This window comes from Ferruginivarius sediminum (assembly GCF_003344765.1).
In the GTDB taxonomy this organism is placed as follows: domain Bacteria; phylum Pseudomonadota; class Alphaproteobacteria; order Kiloniellales; family Rhodovibrionaceae; genus Ferruginivarius; species Ferruginivarius sediminum.
On record NZ_QPMH01000005.1, the window covers coordinates 77,699 to 95,094 of the forward strand.

Genomic DNA, 17,396 nt, shown 5'->3' on the forward strand with positions numbered 1-17,396 from the left:
CGCATGACCGTCACGCCGCCCGAAGACGAGGCCATCGATCCGCAGGCCGCCCCTCCGGCCGAGGAATACGGCCTGAGCAACGAGCAGATCGAACAGGCCGAGGAGGCGCTCGAACAGGGGGACATCGCCCGCCTGGAAGAGATTGCCGCCTCGCTGCACGCGGCGGACCTGGCCGACCTGATCGAGAGCCTGGCGCCGGACGAGCGGGTGGTGCTGCTCGATACCCTCGGCGGGGCGATGGAGCCGGAGGTTCTGAGCTATCTGGTGCCGGCGGTGCGCCAGGAGGTGATCGAGCACATCGGACCGAAAGGCCTGGCGACCGTCCTGTCGGCGCTGGAATCCGACGACGCCGTCGAGATCTTCGAGGACCTGGACGAGGACTTCCAGCGCCGCATCCTGACGCAGTTGCCCGAGGGCTACCGGCTGGTCCTGGAAGAAGGCATCGCCTTCCCCGAAGAGTCCGCCGGCCGCCTGATGCAGCGCGAGGTGGTGGCGATTCCCGCCGCCTGGACCGTGGGCGAGACCATCGACTTCATGCGCTCGGCCCACGACCTGCCGAACGACTTCTACGACCTCTTCGTGGTCGACCCCAAGCACAAGCCGCAGGGTTACATCCCGCTGTCCCGTGTCCTGCGCGCCCGCCGGCCGGAGCGGGTCAGCGAGATCATGGAAAGCGACCTCAAGACGATCTCCTATTCGACCGACCAGGAGGAGGTGGCCTACCTGTTCCGGCAGTACGGCCTTGTCTCGGCGCCGGTGGTGGACGATGCCGGACGGGTGATCGGCATGATCACCGTCGACGATATCGTCCACGTCATCGACGAAGAGGCCGAGGACGACCTGATGAAGCTGGCCGGCGTGGGCGAAAGCGACCTTTACGGCCGCGTCCTGGAAACCACGAAGAGCCGGGGAACCTGGCTCGTCGTGAACCTGGGCACGGCGGTGCTGGCGTCCATCGTGATCGGGCTGTTCGAGGCGACGTTGGCGGAGGTGGTTGCGCTGGCCGTGCTGATGCCGATCGTCGCCTCGATGGGCGGCAACGCCGGCACACAGACGCTGACGGTGGCCGTGCGCGCGCTGGCGATGAAAGACCTGTCCACCGCCAACGCCATGCGGTTCATCGTCAAGGAACTGACGGTCGGCTGCTTTAATGGGATGATCTTCGCGGTCCTCACAGGGATTGTGGCGTGGCTGTGGTTCGGTCGTCCGGACATCGGTGTCATCATCGGGTTGGCGATGATCATCAATATGATCGTGGCGGGTCTCGCCGGCACGCTGGTGCCGTTGACGCTGGATCGTCTCAACATCGACCCGGCGGTCGCCTCGGGCGTCTTCCTGACGACGATCACCGATGTTGTGGGCTTTTTTGCGTTCCTGGGCCTGGCGGCGTTGTTCATCCTGTAAGATCTGAATAACGCCGTTGTCGATATACCCTCTTGCGGGGATCTCGATTTGGTGTAGGTCTTGAACTCGCGTTACGTTTCGTGGGTGACAGCATGACGGAATTCCAACCCGCCAATCCCGACTTCGAGGCCCGCACCCGCGCGTCCTTCGACCGCCAGAAGATCATGCATCTGATCGGCGCCGAGATGACCGATGTCGCGCCTGGGTATACGGCTATCGCCTTGCCGTTCCGCGAGGATTTGACCCAGCAGCACGGCTTCTTTCACGCCGGTGCCACCTCGACCATCGCCGACAGTGCGGGCGGCTACGCGGCCTTCACGCTGTTCCCGGCGGATGCCTCGGTGCTGACGGCGGAGTTCAAGATCAACCTGCTGGCACCCGCGTCCGGTACGCGCGTGATCGCGGAAGGGCGCGTCATCAAGCCGGGACGGACGCTCACGACCTGCGATATCGAGGTTCATGCCGAGCAGGCCGACGGTAGCCGCAAGCTCATCGCCAAGGGCCTGCAGACGCTGGCACGGCTTGGCCATCGCAGTGATATCGCCGAGGCCGGCTAGGACGCTTGCGGGGCAGAGGAGACAGGGATGGCGCGGGCCCGGCGTGCAAGCCTATCGGTCATCGACTTGCACGCCGCGGGGGACGTCAGCCGCGTCGTGACGTCCGGCATCCGCACGCTTCCCGGCGATAGCCTGTTGGAGGCTGCACGGTTTCTGGAGTACAGGGCCGACGGGCTGCGGCGCCTTTTGCTGTCGGAACCGCACGGCAGGCCGGAAATGTCCGCCAACCTGATCGTCCCGCCGCGTGACCCCCGCGCGCGGGCGGGGCATATCATTATGGAGACGATGGGCTATCCCGGCTTCTCCGGCTCCAACACCATCTGCACCGCCACGGCACTTGCAGAAGCGGGTAACGGTGGGCCCGCGGACGGCGCCAACGAGTTCGAGTTGGAGGCGCCTGTGGGCACCACCCGCGTCACTGTGCAGGCTTGCTCGGGCCGGGCCGTCGGCGTCACCTATGAAGCGGGGCCTGCATATGTCGCTCGCATGGCTTGCCGCGCGGACGTGGCGGAGCACGGCAGCGTCGTGTTCGACCTTGTCTGGAGCGGTGTGCTCTATGCGGTCGTCGATGCCGCCGCCCTGGGCTTGGCGCTCGACCGCGAATCAGTGCCGGCTCTGAAGGAATTCGCGCGCCGCTTTCTGCAGGCGGCTCGCCCCGCTGCCGGCGTTCCGCACACTGTCCACGGACAAGCCGGGCCGCTGTCGTTCGTGCTTCTGACGGGACGGCTGGAGCCTGGCGAGGACGGCGTGTACCAGCGCGACGCGGCGGTCTATGTGCGTCCCGACGTGATCCGCCGAAGCCCGACGGGTACCGGCACCTCGGCCCAGCTTGCCCTGCTGGCGGCGGACGGCGTCATGGAAGCGGGCGCAAGGCTTCGCACGGTCTCGCCATTCGGCGGCACTTTCACCGGCGAACTACTGGGCGATACCAGCGTCGGCAACCACCCCGCCGTCCTCACCGCCATCACCGGCCGCGCCTGGACGCTCGCGCGCAGCGAGATCGTCGTGGATCTCGCGGATCCGCTGATCGAGGACGCTGGACTGTCGGCGATACTCGGGGACTAGGATTGCCGGCGGAATGACAAGCAGGAACGGTGTTCTGGAACCGTGATGGATGACGCCCGCCGTTTGGTGACGTAATACTGGGGCGTCAAAGGTCGGCCAAGAATCCGGAGAGGTCCCCCATGCCAGCCAATCAGTTGCCATCCCTCGATTTCGGCCTCGGCGATACGGCCGATATGCTGCGCGACACGGTTTCGACCTTCGCGGCCGACCGGATCGCGCCGCTCGCCGCCGAAATCGACCGCAACGACACCTTTCCGCGCGAACTGTGGCCGAAGCTGGGCGACCTGGGCCTGCACGGCATCACCGTGGAGGAAGAGTACGGCGGCGCCGGCATGGGCTATCTGGAGCATTGCGTTGCGATGGAGGAGGTCAGTCGCGCCTCCGCGTCCATCGGGCTCAGCTACGGCGCGCATTCCAACCTCTGCGTCAACCAGATTCGCCGTAATGGCACCGAGGAACAGAAGCGGCGTTACCTGCCCAAGTTGATCTCTGGCGAGCACGTGGGCGCGCTGGCGATGAGCGAGCCTGGAGCGGGGTCCGACGTGGTCGGCATGCGCCTGCGCGCCGAGAAGAAGGGCGACCGCTACGTCTTGAACGGCTCCAAGATGTGGATCACCAACGCCTCGGAGGCGGAGACGCTGGTGGTTTATGCCAAGACCGATCCGGACGCTGGTCCGCGCGGCATCACCGCTTTCATTGTCGAGAACGGATTCAAGGGTTTTTCCATCGCGCAGAAGCTGGACAAGCTGGGCATGCGCGGTTCCCCGACGTGCGAGCTTGTGTTCGACAACGTTGAGGTGCCGGCGGAGAACGTGCTTGGCCAGGAGAACAAGGGTGTGCGCGTGCTGATGAGCGGCCTTGACTACGAGCGCGCGGTGCTGGCCGCCGGGCCGCTAGGCATCATGCAGGCGTGCATGGACCTCGTCGTACCCTATCTTCACGAGCGTAAACAGTTTGGCCAAGCCATTGGCGAGTTCCAGCTCATGCAGGGCAAGCTGGCCGACATGTACACGCGAATGAACGCCGCCAAGGCCTATGTCTACGCCGTCGCCCGCGCCTGCGACGCCGGGCGCACGGCCCGCAAGGACGCGGCGGGCGCCATCCTGCTGGCGGCCGAGACGGCGACGTGGATGGCGCTGGAGGCGATCCAGACGCTGGGTGGCATGGGCTACATCAACGAGACGCCGACGGGCCGGCTGCTGCGCGACGCCAAGCTGTACGAGATCGGCGCGGGAACCAGCGAGATTCGCCGCTGGCTGATCGGCCGGGAGCTGTTCGAGGAAACGGCATAGCACTTCCTGCACTGGCGCCGATTTCGCGCAAGCTTCATCGCGCCGCTTGATCCGCGTCATGGCCGCGGCCCCGGGACGCCTGCGATACCGCATCCGATAGTGATCGAGCGCGGCGAACCATGAGTGACGCGGACAATCAGGACGACAAGCCGGATCTCGAAGCCATCGTCGGCGCGAAACGCCGGGGGTGGAGACGGCTGCTGCCGGCCTGGCCGCTGGCGCTTGCCCTGCTCGTGCTGGGGGGCGGCGCCACGGCTTATCTAACCTACGTTGCGGCGGGACCCGACGGCGAGCGGCGCTATATCACCCAGGCGGTGACGCGCGGCAGCCTGACGGTCACCGTGACCGCCACCGGGACCATCGAGCCCACGGACGAGGTCGAGATCTCCAGCGAACTTTCCGGCATGATCGAGGAAGTGCTGGTCGACTACAATGACCGCGTGGAGAAGGGCCAGCGCCTCGCCCGGCTGGACACCGACAAGCTGGAGGCCCAGGTCCGCCATGCGCGCGCCACGCTGATGGCGCGAGAGGCCGCGGTGGATGAGGCGCGCGCCACTGTGGCCGAGAAGGCCGCCGATTTCGAGCGCATGCGCCAACTGGCCGCCAAGGACTTCGCCTCGCAGCAGACCCTGGACGCCGCGAGGGCGGCGCACGAGCGCGCGAAGGCGGGGCTTGCAAGCGCCCAAGCCGACGTCGAGGTGGCGCGCGCCGACCTGAACGTCGACGAGACGAACCTGGCAAAGGCCTGCATTTGCTCGCCCATCGACGGCGTGGTGCTGGATCGCAACGTCGATCCGGGCCAGTACGTGGCCACGTCGCTACAGGCGCCGGTTCTGTTCACCCTGGCCGACGATCTGCGGCGGATGGAGCTTCAGGTGGATGTGGACGAGGCCGATGTCGGCCAGGTGCGGGAGGGGCAGCAAGCCACCTTCACCGTGGACGCCTACCCCGACCGGACCTTCCCGGCGCGCATTTCCGAAGTCCGCTATGCGCCCGAAACCGTTGAAGGTGTGGTGACATACACGGCGGTTCTCAGCATCGACAATTCGGACCTGTCGTTGCGTCCGGGCATGACGGCCGTGGCCGATATCGTCGTGCGGGACGTGACGGACGCGTTGCTTGTCCCCAACGCTGCCCTGCGGTTCACCCCGCCCGCGACCGAGGACAACGGGGGTGATGACGGTTTCCTGGAAATCCTGCTGCCCCGCCCGCCGCAGTTCCGGGCGCCCAGCGAAAATGTCGCCGCCAACGGCCGGCGCACGCTGTGGATCCTGAAGGATGGGGCGCCCGCGCCGGTAACCGTGGAGGTCGGGCCAAGCGACGGTGCGAACACGGTTATCGCCGAAAGCGATATCGCGGCGGGGCAGCGCGTGATCGTCGATGTCACCGCCGCGCGGGATTGAGGTTTTGTTGCCATGCAGGCAGCCCGCCAGTATCCGCAACGTGCAGACGGCAAGGCCGCGCTGATCGAGCTGCAACGGGCCGTCAAGGTCTATGGCGGCGGCGCGGCCTCGGTGCGCGCGCTGGACGGCATCGACTTCGCGATCCAGGCGGGCGAATTCGTCGCCATCATGGGGCCGTCCGGTTCAGGCAAGTCCACGGCGATGAACGTGCTGGGCTGCCTGGATACGCTGACGGCCGGCCGCTATCTGTTCCAGGGGGTCGATGTCGGCAACCTGGCGCGCAACCAGCGCGCCCTGCTGCGCCGCCACTTCATCGGCTTCGTATTCCAGGGGTTCAACCTGCTGGCCCGGACCACGGCCCTGGAGAATGTCGAACTGCCCCTGGTTTATCGCGGCATGCCGGCGCGCGAGAGGCGGCGCAGGGCGGCGGACGCACTCGGACGCGTCGGCCTTTCCGGGCGCGAAGCACATACGCCGGCGGAGCTTTCCGGCGGCCAGCAGCAGCGCGTGGCGATCGCCCGCGCCATCGTCACCGCGCCCGACGTGCTGCTGGCGGACGAGCCCACCGGCAACCTGGACACCGGCACCAGCCGGGAGATCATGAAGCTGGTGACCAGCCTGAACCGCGACCAGGGGATCACCGTCATCATGGTCACGCACGAGCGCGACATTGCTACCTACGCGCCGCGCATCGTCAGCTTTTTGGACGGCCGGATTGCCTCCGACGTCCGCAACAGGGATGCCGCGTGATGTTGTGGCGCGCCATCAGACTGGCCCTGCAAGCGATCCGGCGGAATGCGCTGCGCTCGTTCCTGACAGTTCTGGGAATCGTCATTGGCGTGGGGGCGGTCATCGCGATGGTGACCATCGGGCACGGCACGACGGAACGCGTCACCTCCGACCTGCAAAAGCTTGGCAGCAACCTCCTGATCGTCCGCCCAGGCCAGTCCGCGATGCGCGGGCCCGGCGCGGCCGGCGCCGAGGCGGATCCCTTCAAGGAACGGGATCTCCAGGCGCTGCGGCAACAGCTTTACGAGGTGCGCGCCGTCGCGCCGGTCGCCTCCCGCGCGGTGACCGCGGTCTTCGGCAACGAGAACTGGAATACGCGGGTCACCGGCACGGACAACGCCTTTCTTGCGGTGCAGGACTGGAACCTGGTGGCGGGCCGGCGGTTCCTGGACAGCGAACTGCGGGCCGGACGCGCGGTGTGCATTATCGGCGCAACCGTGCGTCAGGAACTTTTCGGCCGGCGCGATCCGATTGGCGAGCGTATCCGCCTGCGAAAGATTCCGTGCGAGGTGATCGGCCTCTTGGAAGCGAAAGGCGAAACCAGCTTCGGCACCGATCAGGACGACACGGTGCTGCTGCCACTGCGGGCGTTCCACCGCCGCATTGCCGGGGACACCGATATCGCCACGATTATGGTCTCGGCCGCCGACACAGCCGATACGGCCAAGGTGCAGGCCGATATAGAGCGGCTGCTGCGCGAGCGCCGGCACATCTCGCCGGGCGAGGATGATGACTTCTATGTCCGCGACATGAAGCAGGTGATCACCATGATGGCCGGAACCACCAGCGTGATGACCGGCCTTTTGGGCGCGGTGGCGGCGGTCAGTCTGCTGGTCGGCGGCATCGGGATCATGAACATCATGCTGGTCTCCGTGACCGAGCGGACGCGCGAGATCGGCATCCGCCTCGCCGTCGGCGCGCTGGAGCGCCAGGTGCTCCTGCAGTTCCTGGTCGAGGCCGTGGTGCTGTCTCTCTTTGGCGGAACCGTCGGCATCGTCCTGGGCCTCGGGCTAGCAGGTGCCGCGGTCGAATTGCTCGACATTCCCTTTGTATTCGACCCGGCCATCGTGGTGATCGCGTTCGTGTTCTCGGCGGCGGTGGGCGTGATCTTCGGCTTCGTGCCGGCAAGACGGGCGGCGCGGCTCGACCCGATCGAGGCGCTGCGTCATGAGTAGGCAAAGGCCACGAACTTGGGCGATTAATTCCAAAAAACAGAGGCTTGCGGCCTTTTGTAAATGCTTCCGGGAAACCTGGCGAAGCGAAGATGTGTTGCAGAAGTATTTTCGTGTTTCATCGTCATGTGCCTGTATTGATGTCGTATTTCGAATGCCAACCGTCGCAAGGCCTCTAGGATACAGGGTCGCGTCGCGCTAGTGTCCGCGCGCTGTGGGCACCCGGCGATAGCGCCGGGATCCCTGCCAACCAAGTGGGAGAGCGACTGTGCCGACCGCGCTGATAACCGGTGCCAACCGCGGCCTGGGGTACGAGTTCACGCGCCAGCTCCGTGAGCGCGGCTGGCGGGTGCACGCGTGCTGCCGGCTGCCCGACAGGGCGCGTGCGCTGAAGGCGCTGGCGGCGGAGACGGAGGACGCGGCGGGCGAGGTGCTGCGCCATCGGCTGGACGTGACCAACGGTTTGCAGCTTGCGGCGCTGGGGCGCGAACTGGCCGACGAGTCCATCGATCTGCTGATCAATAACGCTGGCATCTTCGGGCCTCGCGGTGGCTTCGGAAAGATCGCCTACGAGGACTGGTTGCAGGTGTTCAACGTCAATACGCTGGCGCCGATGCACGTGGCCGAGACGTTCGCCCCGCACCTGGCCCGCGCCGAGTGGCCGAAGCTGGTCAACATCTCCAGCCGCCTGGGCTCCATCGCGGAAAATGAACGAAGTGGCGCCCACATCTACCGCTCGTCGAAGGCGGCGCTCAACATGGTGACCAAGTGCCTTTCCATCGACCTTAAGGAGCGTGGCATCGTTGTGGCCGCGCTGAATCCAGGTTGGGTCAGCACCGATATGGGCGGGAAGGACGCGCCGACGAGTGCGCGCGACAGCGTGGCCGGCCTGCTTGGCGTGATCGACGGCCTTGGCGAGGAGGATTGCGGCGGCTTCTACAGTTATGACGGCACCTCGCTCCCGTGGTAGCCTTCACCTTCAAGCGGCGCTTTCCGCCGCCCGCCGACTTCGAGGCCGTTCATGCATCTGAGTGAGGATCAGCGCCTGATCCGCGACACCGCCGCGCAGTTCGCGCGCGAGCGGCTATGGCCGAATGCCGCCGAATGGGATCGTGACGCCCGGTTTCCGGCGGAGGCCGTGCGGGAGATGGGCGAGCTTGGCTTCATGGGCATGCTGGTGCCGCCGGAATGGGACGGCGCGGGTACGGACCATGTCGCCTACGCACTGGCCTTGATCGAGGTGGCGGCGGGCGACGGAAGCTGCTCCACCATCATGTCGGTGCACAATTCGGTCGCCTGCATGCCGATCCTGAAGTTCGGCAGCGACGCCCAGAAGGAGCGGTTTTTGAAGCCGCTGGCGCGCGGGGAGATGCTGGGCGCGTTCTGCCTGACCGAGCCGCAGGCGGGCTCCGACGCCGCCGCGATCTGCACTCGCGCCGAGCGGCGCGGCAACCGCTGGGTTCTCAACGGCACCAAGCAGTTCATCACCTCCGGCCGCAACGCCGACCTTGCCATCGTCTTCGCCGTGACGGATCCGGCGCAGGGCAAGCGGGGAATCTCGGCCTTCGTCGTGCCGACCGGAACGCCCGGCTACACCGTGGCCAGCACCGAGAACAAGATGGGGCAGAAGGCGTCCGACACCTGCCAGATCGTGTTCGAGGACTGCAAGGTTACACCCGACCTGATGCTGGGCGGGGAGGGCGAAGGCTATCGTATCGCGCTTTCCAACCTGGAAGGCGGGCGCATCGGCATCGCCGCGCAAAGCGTCGGCATGGCCCGCGCCGCCTATACGGAAGCGCTGCGTTACGCGCGGGAGCGGCAGTCGTTCGGCAAGCCGCTGATGGAGCACCAGGCCGTCGCCTTCCGCCTGGCCGACATGGCGACGGAGATCGAATCGGCGCGGCTCATGGTGCTGGAGGCCGCGCGGCTGCGCGACGCCGGGGAGCCATGCCTGAAACAGGCCGCCATGGCCAAGCTCCAGGCGTCCGAGATGGCCGAGCGGGTGTGCTCCGCCGCCGTTCAGATCCATGGCGGATACGGGTATCTGGCGGACTATGCCGTGGAGCGCATCTACCGCGATGTCCGGGTCTGCCAGATCTATGAAGGGACCAGCGACATTCAGCGGCTGATCATCGCCCGGGAACTCATGAAGGGGGACGCTGGCGCGTAGCGTTCGGCGCGTCGCGGTAGAGCGCCTTTCGGCGAGACAACTCGAAAAGGCGGCCGGACCGGCGACACGGGTAAAAGGTTACTCGGCGATCAGTGGCCGCTCTTCCGGACCCAGCAATTCCTCGAAAAACCAGCCGTCCGCAATCAATTCGGCGACCGCGGCGATGTCGGGGGCAAGGGAACGGTCCTGCCGCAGGAAGGCCGAGCGCGCACGGACTGCGGCCTGGGCGTGACGCAGCGCGTCGCCGGTGCGCAGCGGGTCGCGGAAGTCGATGCCCTGGGCGGCGGCCAGCAGCTCGATAGCGACAACGGCGCGCAGGTCGGGCGCCATTTCGCCCAGGCGGCGCGCGGCGTGGGTCGCCATGGAAACATGGTCTTCCTGGTTGCCGCTGGTCGGCAGCGAGTCCGTAGCCGCCGGCGCCGCGCGCTGCTTCAATTCGCTGGCCAGCGCGGCGGCGGTGACCTGCGCCATCATGAAGCCGGAGTTCAGCCCCGGCTCGGCGACCAGGAAAGCCGGCAGCGCGGAGAAGTTGGAGTCGATGAGAAGTGCGGTGCGCCGCTCGGACAGGGCGGCAATCTCGGACATCGCCGAGGCGATGGCGTCGGCGGCAAGGGCCACGGGCTCGGCGTGGAAATTGCCGCCGGATAGCACCTCGCCGGTGTCGGGAAAGACAAGCGGGTTGTCGGACACGGCGTTCGCCTCGCGCAGCAGCACGGCCGCGGCGTGGTCGAGCTGGTCGAGGACCGCGCCCATCACCTGCGGTTGGCAGCGCAGCGAGTAGGGGTCTTGCACCCGGTCGCAGGCAAGGTGGCTGTCGCGAATCTCGCTGCCCGCCAGCAAACGGGTCAGTACTTCCGCCGCCTTGATCTGGCCGGGGTGGCCTCGAAGGGCCTGAATACGTGGGTCGTAGGCGACGGGCGTGCCAAGGCAGGCGTCCGTGCTCAACCCGCCGGCGGCCAGCGCTGCCGCGGCGGCGTCCAGCGCCTGGAACAGGCCGTCGAGCGCCAGGGCGGTGGAGACCTGGCTGCCGTTCAGCAGCGCCAATCCCTCTTTTGCCTGCAGCGTGACCGGCGACAGGCCGATCCGGGCGAGCGCCGTCGCCCCGTCGAGACGTTCGCCCGCAAGCTCGACCTCGCCCTCGCCGATCAACACGGCGGCGAGATGGGCCAGCGGCGCCAGATCGCCGGACGCGCCGACAGACCCCTTGGCCGGTATTATGGGAACCGCCCCCGCATCGATCAGCCGCAACAGCGCGGCGAGCGTGTCGCGCCGGATGCCGGAGTGACCGCGTGCCAACGAGGCGACCTTCAGAACCAGGACGAGACGCACGACCCGCGCCGGCAGCGGATCGCCCACCCCGACGCAGTGGGAGCGGACGAGGTTGGTCTGCAATTGCGCAACACTGTCGGCGCCGATGCGCGTCTTCGCCAGCTTGCCGAAGCCGGTGGTGATGCCGTAGAGCGTGGCGCCCTCGCGGACCAGCTTTTCCACGGTCTCCGCCGCCGCGTCCACGCGTGGCCACGCGGAATCGTCCAAGGTAATCCCAAGGCCCGGATCGCGCCACATCGCGCGCAGGTCACCGAGCCCGATCTCTCCAGGCACCAGCCGCCGCGGCGCGTCGCTCATGGCGAAATCCCCCAGGGTTCGTCGTCCTATGTATGCCGGTTTAGCACGGACGCCGTTCGGCGACGAGGGTCGGCTATGCGCTTTTGAACGTGTCAAACGCGCGCCCGGGCCACCTGTTTTCCGCGTTTCTCGACGATGAGCCGGGCGGCTTCCGCGAAACCGGCGCCGGCTGTCCGCTGTGTGACGTAAGTCGGCAGGTCGTCAATCCGGTCCGCGAAATCGCGGACGTTCGCGACGCCGACGGAATTGCCGAATGCCCGGAACATCGGGGCGTCGTTCGGTGAATCGCCGATGAACAGGGCGGAAGCATTGTCGCTTCCGATATCGAGACCGAAAAGATTCTCCGTCATCAGCCGCGTCGTCGTGAGCTTGTCGTAGTCGCCGAACCACGCATTGACGTGGATGGAACTGACCTTGGCATTCGCGCCGGCGTCTCGGCAGATTTCGACGATCCGTGCAACGGACGCCCGGTCCAGGGGCTGCACGTCCTCGCACACGTCGATTGCGAGATCGTTTTCGCGGTAACGCTGGTCCGAAGCGATCGCCGCGCCGGGTACGGCATCGAGAACCCGGTTTTGCAGGCGTTCGAGGGCTTCGCGGTTGCGCGTTCGCGTCGCCTCGTCCTGGACGAAGCGACGCCGCAGGCGGCGGGCTTGAGCGTCGTACCAGAAATAGAACGCGCCATTTTCGCCGACCACCGCGTCGACCGGCCACATCCGGGCTATGTGATCGCACCAGCCGCCGGGACGCCCGGTGACCGGGACGACGCGCATCCCCGCGTTCCGGAGGGCTTCGAGCGCCGTGTAGGCCTCGGCGGTGAGGCGCCCGTCCGTGGTAAGCGTGTCGTCAATGTCGCTCAGCAACAGACGCAGATTGGAGCAAGCGGCGGCCGTCAGGGATGCGATCGGCTTCATTGCCTGAGATTTCGCGGTTCGGGAGCCGTCGCGGCAATGGCATCGGGGTCGGCGACAAGGACGCGTGTTCCGGAATCCGTCAGGGCCTTCATCAATTCCGGCCCCGGTTCGGCGTCCGTGATCAGGGCATCGACTGCGTTCAGAGGGCTGACGATTTCCAGGCGGCGCTGTCCGAACTTGGAGGAATCCACAAGCAGGAGCGTCTCGTCCGCCTTTTCCATCATGGTCCGCTTGACCCATGCGGCGGCGGAATTGACGTCCATGACGCCGTCGACGTCGATGGCGCTCGCGCCAAGGATCGCCTTGTTCGCGCGGAAGCGACGCAGGAAGTCCAGCGTATCGGGCCCATAGACGCCGTTTTCCCCCGGGCTGAAGTCGCCGGGGCACAGGATCACGCGCGCGCCCTCGCTTTCCCCCAGGGCGAGGGCGATCGAAAGGCTGTTAGTGAGCACCGTCGATGCCTTCTGCTGTGCCGCAAGGCTGCGCGCGAACTGCGTGGTTGTGGCGCCCGAATCAACCATCAGCACCTCGCCCGGCGCGACAAGCGAAGCCACAAGTTCGCCGATCCGCCAGCGCTCGTTGACGCTGGCCTGCTCGCGCTCGCCGAATGCGGGCTGGACGGCCATGGCCCTGCGGGAAAGCGCGCCTCCATACGCGCGGCTGACGAGGCCCTCCTGGCTCAGTTCCTCCAGATCGCGCCGGATGGTTTCCGTCGACACCTCGAAGTGCTCCGCGAGGTCGGCTATTCGCAGATGCGACGTCGTCCGCAATTCCTGGACGATCCGCGATTGCCGCTGCGCCTTGCTCAACCGTGCCACTGAAAACCTCCCCCTGACATCCGAATGCTGCTGCGAAGCCTCCCTGAATCGCAAGCAGATTTTTGGAAAAATACACAAAAAGGCCTTTTACGGGTTGCGATACTCCACGCCCCCACCGTAACATTTCCGTCGTATCCACGGCATGGTTGTTAGCGAGCCGTGGTCATAAAGATCAGGGGAGGGACGGCATGAACTGGACCAAGCTTGGGCCGTTACGCTTTCTCGGGTTTGCCGCCGCCGCGCTATTTGCGGCGACAAGTGCGCATGCCGAGGAATGCTCCAACCGCGGCCAGCTCGACGCACTCTATTGCGATGAGAACGGTGATCTCGTGGCCGACGCCCCGAGCGATCCCGAGAAGCTGGCAAACCCGGATACGCTGGTGTTCGCCTATACACCGGTTGAGGATCCGGCGATCTATGAAGACATCTGGCAGCCGTTCATCGATCACCTGTCCGAGGTGACCGGAAAGGACGTGCGCTTCTTCGCGGTACAGTCGAACTCGGCGGAGGTCGAGGCGATGCGCAGCGGCCGGCTGCATATCGCCGGCTTCTCGACCGGCCCGACGCCGTTCGCCGTCAATCTCGCGGGCGCGGTACCCTTCGCGATCATGGGCTCCGAGGATGGCCGTTTCGGCTATACCCTGCAGCTTTACACCCGCAAGGATAGTGGCATCGACAGCTTCGAGGACTTGAAGGGCAAGCGCATCGCCCACACCTCGCCGACCTCGAACTCCGGCAACCAGGCGCCGCGTGCGTTGTTCCCCAAGCATGGCATCGTGCCTGGCGAGGATTACGAGGTTGTCTACTCCGGCTCGCACGACCAGTCGATGCTGGGCGTGGTCGCCGGCGACTATGACGCCGCGCCGGTCGCTTCCGAGGTGGTGGAGCGCATGGCGGATCGCGACCTCTACGATCCGTCGGAGGTGAAGATCATCTTTGAATCGAAGCCGTTCCCGACGACGTCCTACGCCTACGCCCACAATCTGGACCCGGACCTCAAGAAGAAGATCGAGGAGGCGTTCCTGTCGTTCCAGCTGGCTGGTACGGCCCTGGGCGAGGAGTTTACCGGCGTCGATAAGTTCATCCCGATCTCCTACAAGGAGGACTGGGAAGTCATCCGCGACATTCAGAAGGCCAATGGCGTCAAGTACACCGCCGAGAACCTGAAATAACCAGGGCGGGCCGCTTGTGGTGATCTGATATAATCGGGACCGTGGCACGCCGCCGCGGTCCCATCACCACACTTGAAGGGGCGACATGCTTCGGATTTCCAAGCTGACAAAGCGATACGGCGGCGATCAGCCGGTTCTCAAGGAACTGGACCTGGGCGTCTCCGAACGGTCGATGGTGGCGATCATCGGCGCCTCCGGGGCCGGCAAGAGCACGCTGCTGCGTTGCATCAACCGGCTGGTGGAGCCGACATCCGGCTCCATCCAGCTCAACGACACCGAGCTGACCGGGCTCAGGGGCCGGGAACTGCGCCACGCGCGCCGTCGTATCGGCATGATTTTTCAGGGCTTCAATCTCGTCGACCGCTTGACGGTGATGGAGAACGTGCTCTCCGGCCGCCTCGGCTACGTGAATTTCTGGCGGGCTTTGACCCGGCGATTCCCGCAGGACGATATCGACCATGCATTCTATCTGATGGAACGCGCCGGCATCGCGCACTACGCCAACAAGCGGGCGGACGAACTCTCCGGCGGCGAGCGTCAGCGTGTCGGCGTCGTTCGCGCTTTGATGCAGCGCCCGGAAATCCTGCTGGCGGACGAGCCGACGGCGTCTCTCGATCCGAAAACCTCGGAACAGGTGATGGCGCTGCTGCGCAACCTCTCCGACGAGCTGTCGCTGCCGGTGCTGATCAACATCCACAACGTCCACGAGGCTTGCGAGTTCACCGAGCGGATCGTCGGCATGCGCCATGGCCGCATCGTATTCGACGGCAAGCCGGGCGAATTGACCCGCGCGGCGCAGGACGAGATCTACGCCGGCGCGCCCGCCGACGAGCGCGAAGCGGCGAAGGAACACGCGGAAGGCGCGGTGCGCGCGGCGGCCCAATGAGCATGGCGACGCAATCGCGCCGCTGGCGCAAGCCTCCGTTCATTGAGAACCCGTGGTTGCGCTACGCGCTTATTATCGGAGCAGTCGTCTATTTCGTCTGGGCCCTCTCCACGCTGCCCTTCGACTGGCAGCGGATCATGGAGGGCTTTCCGAGGGCCGCGCGCATCTTCGGCGGCGCTTTCCCACCCAGCTTCGCGCGCGGCGAACTTCTGATCGAGGGATTCCTGGAATCCCTGAAGATCGCAATCATCGCCACGGCGCTGGGCGTGTCGCTCAGCGTAATGATCGCGTTCATGGCGGCGCGGAACATGGCGATCATGCCGGTTTATCTGCTGGGCCGGGCGATCGTGATCGTCGCGCGCAGCTTCCACCCGGTCATTGTCGCCATCCTGTTCGTGAAGGCGGTGGGCTTCGGGCCGCTTGCGGGAATCCTGACGCTGACGGTCTATTCCATCGGCTTCGTCGGGAAGCTTTTGGCCGAGCGTATCGAGGAGATCGACTGGGGCCAGGTGGAGGCCGTTCGCGCGGCCGGTGCCGGGTATTTCAAGGTACTGTTCTTCGCGGTGTTCCCCCAGATCATGCCGCGGCAAATCGGGCTTGGTATCTATCAGTTGGACAGCAATCTGCGCGCCTCGGCGGTGGTGGGAATCGTGGGCGCCGGCGGCATTGGCTCCACGCTGATGAACGCGTTCGGGCGGTACGACTACGACTTCGCGTTTGCCATCCTCATCGTGATCGTGGCGGCAATCCTGGTGGCCGAGGGCATCAGCGGGCGGATACGGAAGCATCTATGGTAGACGCTGAGGCGACATCGCATCGGGTTTGGCGCCGACGCAGTCCGGCACAGACGGTCCGGCGGCTCCTTCTCCAGCTTACGGTGGCGGCGGCCGTCGTCTGGTCGCTGAGGACGGTCGATATCTTCTGGCCGTGGGTGGTGGATGCGCCCTGGCAGATCGCCGACCTCTTCGCCCGCATGGTTCCGCCAGACTTCTCCTCGTCGCGCTCCATCGTCGAGGCGCTGCTGGATACGCTGAACATCGCGGTGATCGCCACGATCCTCGCGATCATCCTGGCGATGCCGGTGGCGCTGATTGCCGCGCAGAACACGACGCCGAACCGGGCAACCCTCTGGCTGGCGCGGGTCATACTGGTGAGCAGCCGCTCGGTGAATACCCTGATCTGGGCCTTGCTGTTCGTAGCGATCTTCGGCCCCGGCGTGCTGGCCGGCATTCTGGCCATCGCCTTCCGTTCCATCGGCTTCCTTGGAAAGCTGATGGGCGAGGCGATCGAGGAGATCGACCGCCGTCCCGTCGAGGCGATCCAGGCGACCGGGGGCTCGCGTGCGAAGGTGATCCTTTACGGCATCGTTCCGCAGGTGGTTCCCAACTTCTTCGCCGTCAGCATTCTGCGCTGGGACATCAACCTGCGTGAGTCCACCGTTCTGGGGCTGGTCGGCGCGGGCGGCATCGGCTTGCTGCTTCAGTCCGCCATCGACACCTTCGCCTGGCAGACGGTCGCGACCATACTGCTGGCCATCATCGCCATGGTGCTTCTTGGCGAGGCGGTTTCCGGCTGGCTGCGCCGGAAGGTGATCTAGGCTGCGTCGGTGTTCCTGACCGGTTCACCCGGCAAGAGCAACCGGCCGTTGTTTTCAAGTCGAAGCTTCGGCGCTTTCGTTACCTTCGCCGAAAACCATCGACGCAGCGTGCGGCTTATCGTCCCACCCCAATCGAACGGGGAACGATGCTACCCGCCTTTTGAGAGATTCCGGTTGTTTTCGCTTGTTATTAGTTGGCCATGGTCCGCGTCCAGCCATCTCTCCCGACTGTCGTCTAATCCTTTTAGGTGAGTCTCGCCAGCCCGTCCCGCATGGTATGGTATGACAAAATTCTACCTCGGCGGGGACAGATCGGCGGGGTATTCCAGCAGGCGGATCGTTCCGTCGATATGAGTAGGGCCGCGCGTTTCCGGTGTGGGTGGGGCGCGTTGGTATTTTGGACGCATCGACTTGTCGCGTGGGGGCGGCCGGTGCGTCGGTTGCAGGTGGGGAGCGGACGGCTTGTCGACTGGTCGGCGGCGACGTTGGCAAGGATGGGGACGTGCGCTTTACTCATCGGCGTTCGCGCTG

Annotated in this window: 16 protein-coding genes; 13 read left to right on the top strand and 3 right to left on the bottom strand. The window is 65.8% G+C overall.

Annotated features, from left to right (window positions below; translation table 11 throughout):
- Positions 1-3: 3 nt before the first annotated feature.
- The 9 genes from mgtE (at position 4) to DRB17_RS07360 (ending at position 9,852) form a co-directional block, all read left to right on the top strand.
- Entirely contained in the window at positions 4-1,404 is a 1,401-nt protein-coding gene (mgtE, locus tag DRB17_RS07320) for a magnesium transporter (RefSeq protein WP_114581550.1), read from the top strand.
- Between the two features lie 92 nt (positions 1,405-1,496).
- Entirely contained in the window at positions 1,497-1,961 is a 465-nt protein-coding gene (locus DRB17_RS07325) for a PaaI family thioesterase (RefSeq protein WP_114581551.1), read from the top strand.
- A gap of 27 nt (positions 1,962-1,988) precedes the next feature.
- Positions 1,989-3,026, top strand: coding sequence for a proline racemase family protein (locus DRB17_RS07330; protein WP_114581552.1), 1,038 nt, complete (start codon positions 1,989-1,991; stop codon positions 3,024-3,026).
- A 119-nt stretch (positions 3,027-3,145) separates the two neighbouring features.
- Entirely contained in the window at positions 3,146-4,318 is a 1,173-nt protein-coding gene (locus tag DRB17_RS07335; protein WP_114581553.1) for an isovaleryl-CoA dehydrogenase, read from the top strand.
- A gap of 119 nt (positions 4,319-4,437) precedes the next feature.
- Positions 4,438-5,721 carry an efflux RND transporter periplasmic adaptor subunit gene (locus DRB17_RS07340; RefSeq protein ID WP_114581554.1) on the top strand — a complete coding sequence of 428 codons (1,284 nt, stop codon included), beginning with the start codon at positions 4,438-4,440 and terminating at the stop codon, positions 5,719-5,721.
- A gap of 12 nt (positions 5,722-5,733) precedes the next feature.
- Complete coding sequence (locus DRB17_RS07345; RefSeq protein ID WP_114581555.1) at positions 5,734-6,471, top strand: ABC transporter ATP-binding protein; 738 nt, start codon at positions 5,734-5,736, stop codon at positions 6,469-6,471.
- Complete coding sequence (locus DRB17_RS07350) at positions 6,471-7,685, top strand: ABC transporter permease (protein WP_114581556.1); 1,215 nt, start codon at positions 6,471-6,473, stop codon at positions 7,683-7,685. Before DRB17_RS07345 ends, DRB17_RS07350 begins: the two co-directional genes overlap by 1 nt.
- A gap of 265 nt (positions 7,686-7,950) precedes the next feature.
- Positions 7,951-8,652 (top strand): SDR family oxidoreductase, encoded by a 702-nt coding sequence (locus DRB17_RS07355; RefSeq protein WP_114581557.1) that lies wholly within the window; start codon positions 7,951-7,953, stop codon positions 8,650-8,652.
- Between the two features lie 51 nt (positions 8,653-8,703).
- Positions 8,704-9,852, top strand: a complete 1,149-nt coding sequence (locus tag DRB17_RS07360) for an acyl-CoA dehydrogenase family protein (RefSeq protein WP_114581558.1) — start codon at positions 8,704-8,706, stop codon at positions 9,850-9,852.
- A gap of 78 nt (positions 9,853-9,930) precedes the next feature.
- On the opposite strand, the gene hutH is transcribed toward DRB17_RS07360, so the two are convergent.
- The 3 genes from hutH to DRB17_RS07375 all read right to left on the bottom strand — a co-directional run bounded on the left by hutH (position 9,931) and on the right by DRB17_RS07375 (position 13,210).
- On the bottom strand, positions 9,931-11,478 hold the full coding sequence (gene hutH, locus DRB17_RS07365; RefSeq protein ID WP_114581559.1) for a histidine ammonia-lyase: 1,548 nt from the start codon (positions 11,476-11,478) through the stop codon (positions 9,931-9,933).
- Positions 11,479-11,570: 92 nt separating this feature from the next.
- Entirely contained in the window at positions 11,571-12,392 is an 822-nt protein-coding gene (locus DRB17_RS07370; RefSeq protein WP_114581560.1) for an HAD-IIB family hydrolase, read from the bottom strand.
- Positions 12,389-13,210, bottom strand: coding sequence for a DeoR/GlpR family DNA-binding transcription regulator (locus tag DRB17_RS07375; RefSeq protein WP_114581561.1), 822 nt, complete (start codon positions 13,208-13,210; stop codon positions 12,389-12,391). The genes DRB17_RS07370 and DRB17_RS07375 overlap by 4 nt, the downstream gene beginning before the upstream one ends.
- A gap of 188 nt (positions 13,211-13,398) precedes the next feature.
- On the opposite strand from DRB17_RS07375, the gene phnD reads away from it, so the two are divergent.
- The 4 genes from phnD to phnE (DRB17_RS07395) all read left to right on the top strand — a co-directional run bounded on the left by phnD (position 13,399) and on the right by phnE (DRB17_RS07395) (position 16,865).
- Entirely contained in the window at positions 13,399-14,382 is a 984-nt protein-coding gene (gene phnD / locus DRB17_RS07380) for a phosphate/phosphite/phosphonate ABC transporter substrate-binding protein (RefSeq protein WP_114581562.1), read from the top strand.
- Positions 14,383-14,467: 85 nt separating this feature from the next.
- The gene (gene phnC, locus DRB17_RS07385; RefSeq protein WP_114581563.1) at positions 14,468-15,268 is read left to right on the top strand and encodes a phosphonate ABC transporter ATP-binding protein; all 801 of its coding nucleotides are present in this window, start codon (positions 14,468-14,470) and stop codon (positions 15,266-15,268) included.
- A gap of 2 nt (positions 15,269-15,270) precedes the next feature.
- Positions 15,271-16,065, top strand: a complete 795-nt coding sequence (gene phnE / locus DRB17_RS07390) for a phosphonate ABC transporter, permease protein PhnE (protein ID WP_241503769.1) — start codon at positions 15,271-15,273, stop codon at positions 16,063-16,065.
- Positions 16,059-16,865 carry a phosphonate ABC transporter, permease protein PhnE gene (gene phnE, locus DRB17_RS07395; RefSeq protein WP_114581565.1) on the top strand — a complete coding sequence of 269 codons (807 nt, stop codon included), beginning with the start codon at positions 16,059-16,061 and terminating at the stop codon, positions 16,863-16,865. Before phnE (DRB17_RS07390) ends, phnE (DRB17_RS07395) begins: the two co-directional genes overlap by 7 nt.
- Positions 16,866-17,396 lie beyond the last annotated feature (531 nt).